The following is a 3,076-nucleotide window of genomic DNA, read 5'->3' as shown; positions in this document are numbered from 1 at the left end:
CCGCCGACCGCTTCGGCCTGTCGGCGCGCGGCTATCACCGCGTGCTGCGGGTCGCCCGCACCATCGCCGACCTCGCCGACGAGGACACCATCCGCCGCCCCCATGTCGCCGAGGCGCTGAGCTACCGGCTGGTCTCGCCCAGGGACGCCTGAGCGAAGCGCGCCGCGGTGCGCAGCGTGGCGCGTGCCTCGGGGATCCAGCCGTCGAATACCGGCCAGGCATGCGGTGCGGACGGGTGTGTCCGGAGATCGACCCGCGCGCCCTGGGCCTCCAGCCGCGCCGCCATGCGGGTGGCGTCGTCGGCGAGGATCTCGGTTTCCGAGACATGGATCTGCACCGGCGGGCAGTCCGGGAACGCGGCATGGAGCGGCGAGAGCCGCGGGTCGCGCGGATCGGCACCGGCGCAGACGATGCCCACGAGTTCGCCGATGCGGTCGACCGGGAGGAACGGGTCGGCATCACGGTTGCGCCCGAGGCTGGCACCGGTCATCGCGAGGTCTGTCCAGGGCGAGAAGGTCACCGCGCCGGCCGGGCGCTCGCCCCTCTGCAGGAGATGCGCAAGCAGCGCCAGCGCGAGGCCCCCGCCGGCGGAATCGCCCGCGAGCAGGATGCGGTTTGGCGCATGGCCCAGCGTCCGGCAACGTTCCCAAGCCACCGCCGCGGCCTCGAAGGCGGCGGGAAAGCAGGCCTCCTGCACCAGCGGATAGTCCGGCGCGCAGATCTCGAGCCCCGAGAGCAGCGACAGCCGCCCGATCATGCCCCGATGCGTCGCGGGGCTGCCGGCGATGTAGCCGCCGCCGTGGAAATAGAGGATCATCCGGTCCATCCGACAGGGTCCGGCGCTGATCCAGTGCAGCCCGCCGGGCCGCACAATGTCGCGAAGGTAGGGAGGGGCCCGGAGCGCCAGCCGCGCCATCGTCTCGAACTGCGCGGCGGCCTCTTGGGGCCCGGAGGTGCGCGCCAGCCGCGGCTTCACGGCATGGCGCAGGAACAGGTTGAGAGCGGCGAGCCGCCGGCTCATCCGCGGCGGGCTTCGACCGCCTGCCAGATCTTCTCGGCCACGTTGATCCCGTCGAAGCGCTCGAGCTCCTGGATCCCGGTGGGCGAGGTCACGTTGATCTCGGTCAGCCAGTCGCCGATCACGTCGATGCCCACGAAGACCTGCCCCTTCTCGCGCAGGACGGGCCCGATGGTGGCGCATATCTCGAGGTCGCGCGGGGTGAGCTCGACCTTCTCGGGGCGCCCGCCCACATGCATGTTAGACCGCACCTCGTTGGCGGCGGGCACGCGGTTGATCGCGCCGACCGGCTCGCCTTCGACCAGAATGACGCGCTTGTCGCCCTTGGTCACCGCCGGGAGGTACTTCTGCACGATCAGCGGCTCGCGCGAGAACCCGGTGAAGAGCTCGTAAAGCGAGCTCAGGTTGCGGTCGTTCTCGTCGAGGCGGAACACGCCCGCACCACCGTTGCCGTAGAGCGGCTTGAGGATGATGTCGCCATGCCGGGCCTTGAATTCGCGGATGGTCTCGAGGTCGCGGGCGATGGTCGTGGGCGGCGTCAGCTCGGGGAAGTTGAGGACGAGCAGCTTCTCGGGCGAGTTGCGCACCCAGAACGGGTCGTTCACCACCAGCGTCGCCGGGGCGAGCCGCTCGAGCAGGTGCGTGGTGGTGATGTAGTGCATGTCGAAGGGCGGGTCCTGCCGCAGCCAGACCACGTCGAACCCGGCGAGGTCGACCAGCTCCAGCGGCCCGAGCTGCGCGTGGTCGCCCTTGACCCGCTGCACCGTCAGCGCATGGCCCCGCGCCATAATCCGCCCTTCCTGGAAGGAGAGGTGATCCGGCGTGTAGTAGAAAAGCTCGTGCCCGCGCGCCTGCGCCTCTTCGGCGATCCGGAAGGTGCTGTCGGCATTGATGTCGATCGGACCGATCGGGTCCATCTGGAAGGCGATCTTCATGGGGTCTCCCGCGCTGGCTTTCGCCATACATGGCGCAGTGCCCGGCGAGAGGCAATGCCCGCTCAGGAGAGGAAGGCGTTCTCGAGCACCCGGATCATGCCATGCGCGTCCATCAGCGCCACATCGAAGCGCATGTCGGTCAGCGAGCCGCGCGGTTCCTGCCCGACGTATTCCTCGGCGGCTTTCATCAACCGGCGGATCTGTCGCGAGACAAGACGCTCGAGCGCACGATCGAAGCTGCGGCTCTTCTTGACCTCGACGAAGATGAGCCCGTCGCCATCGCGCAGAATGAGGTCGATCTCTCCGCAGCGACCGCGCCAGCGCTGCCCGGCGAGCCGATAGCCGCGCCGTTCGTAATCCTGCGCGATGCGCGCTTCGGCGGAGAGCCCGGCGAGGTGGCCGCAAGCACCGCGGGCGCGACGGCGATCGAGCTCGGCATTGCCCGTGGCTGGCACATGCACATGGGCCGCCCGGTCAGGCGCCGGGGCGGCCGAAGGGTCTGCCACCGGCAAGGGTGCGGAGAAGTCGAAGGCAAGTTGCAGACACATCGGCACCGTTCCCCGGGTCAGTTCGTCACGTCATCAGTTCTTCACGTCGGTCCGTCTGGTCAGTCTTCCGGGGCGGACCTGTCCCTGGCGAGCGCCATCGCGCGCTGATAGACGGGCCTGCGCTTGACACCGAACATCCCGGACACCGCATCGGCCGCATCGCGGACCGACATCGTCTCGAGCGCCTCGAGCAGGGACTGGTCTAAGTCAGACTCGTTAATTTTCTCGGAAGAGCCCTTCTCGATCAGCACCACGATCTCGCCCTTGGGCGTGGCGTCGGCGTAGAAGGCGGCGAGCTCCTCGAGCGTACCGGTCCGGCATTCCTCGAAGCGCTTGGTGAGCTCACGGCAGACCGCCGCCCGCCTCCCGGCGCCGAGCGTCTCCGCGGGGTCGGCCAGCATCTCGCCCACCCGCCGCGGCGACTCGTAGAAGGCCAGTGTCGCGGGCACCGCGCGCAACTCTTCCAATCCCTTGCGCCGGGCCGAGCGGGTGTTGGGCAGGAAGCCCCCGAACAGGAAACGGTCGGTCGGCAGCCCGGCGATGGTCAGCGCGGTGATCACCGCAGACGGCCCCGG

At 69.4% G+C, this 3,076-nt stretch carries 4 protein-coding genes and 1 pseudogene; 1 reads left to right on the top strand and 4 read right to left on the bottom strand.

Features of this window, described 5'->3' with window-relative positions; all coding sequences use genetic code 11:
- Positions 1 to 152, top strand: a pseudogene (locus HC022_RS22585) (ATP-binding protein); the annotation flags it as partial.
- Here the strand turns inward: HC022_RS22585 and HC022_RS22580 are convergent.
- From HC022_RS22580 to HC022_RS22565, 4 genes are all read right to left on the bottom strand, one after another.
- On the bottom strand, positions 122 to 1,021 hold the full coding sequence (locus tag HC022_RS22580) for an alpha/beta hydrolase fold domain-containing protein (protein ID WP_167453895.1): 900 nt from the start codon (positions 1,019 to 1,021) through the stop codon (positions 122 to 124). The pseudogene HC022_RS22585 and the gene HC022_RS22580 sit on opposite strands and share 31 nt — an antisense overlap.
- Positions 1,018 to 1,953 carry a glutathione synthase gene (gshB, locus tag HC022_RS22575; protein WP_167453894.1) on the bottom strand — a complete coding sequence of 312 codons (936 nt, stop codon included), beginning with the start codon at positions 1,951 to 1,953 and terminating at the stop codon, positions 1,018 to 1,020. The genes HC022_RS22580 and gshB overlap by 4 nt, the downstream gene beginning before the upstream one ends.
- Positions 1,954 to 2,015: 62 nt before the next feature.
- Complete coding sequence (locus HC022_RS22570; protein ID WP_175583698.1) at positions 2,016 to 2,501, bottom strand: YraN family protein; 486 nt, start codon at positions 2,499 to 2,501, stop codon at positions 2,016 to 2,018.
- A 59-nt stretch (positions 2,502 to 2,560) separates the two neighbouring features.
- A partial coding sequence (locus tag HC022_RS22565; protein ID WP_254885238.1) for a 16S rRNA (cytidine(1402)-2'-O)-methyltransferase occupies positions 2,561 to 3,076 on the bottom strand: 516 nt, incomplete at its 5' end.

The sequence above is a fragment of the Salipiger sp. HF18 genome (genome assembly GCF_011806505.1).
GTDB lineage: Bacteria > Pseudomonadota > Alphaproteobacteria > Rhodobacterales > Rhodobacteraceae > Salipiger > Salipiger thiooxidans.
The sequence above is the reverse complement of the archived record's forward strand: the minus strand, read 5'-3'. Positions and strand labels throughout refer to the sequence as shown.

Coding starts and splice junctions, on each gene's coding strand:
- HC022_RS22580 (WP_167453895.1), bottom strand. CDS start 1,021: ATGAGCCGGCGGCTCGCCGCTCTCAACCTGTTCCTGCGCCATGCCGTG.
- gshB (WP_167453894.1), bottom strand. CDS start 1,953: ATGAAGATCGCCTTCCAGATGGACCCGATCGGTCCGATCGACATCAAT.
- HC022_RS22570 (WP_175583698.1), bottom strand. CDS start 2,501: ATGTGTCTGCAACTTGCCTTCGACTTCTCCGCACCCTTGCCGGTGGCA.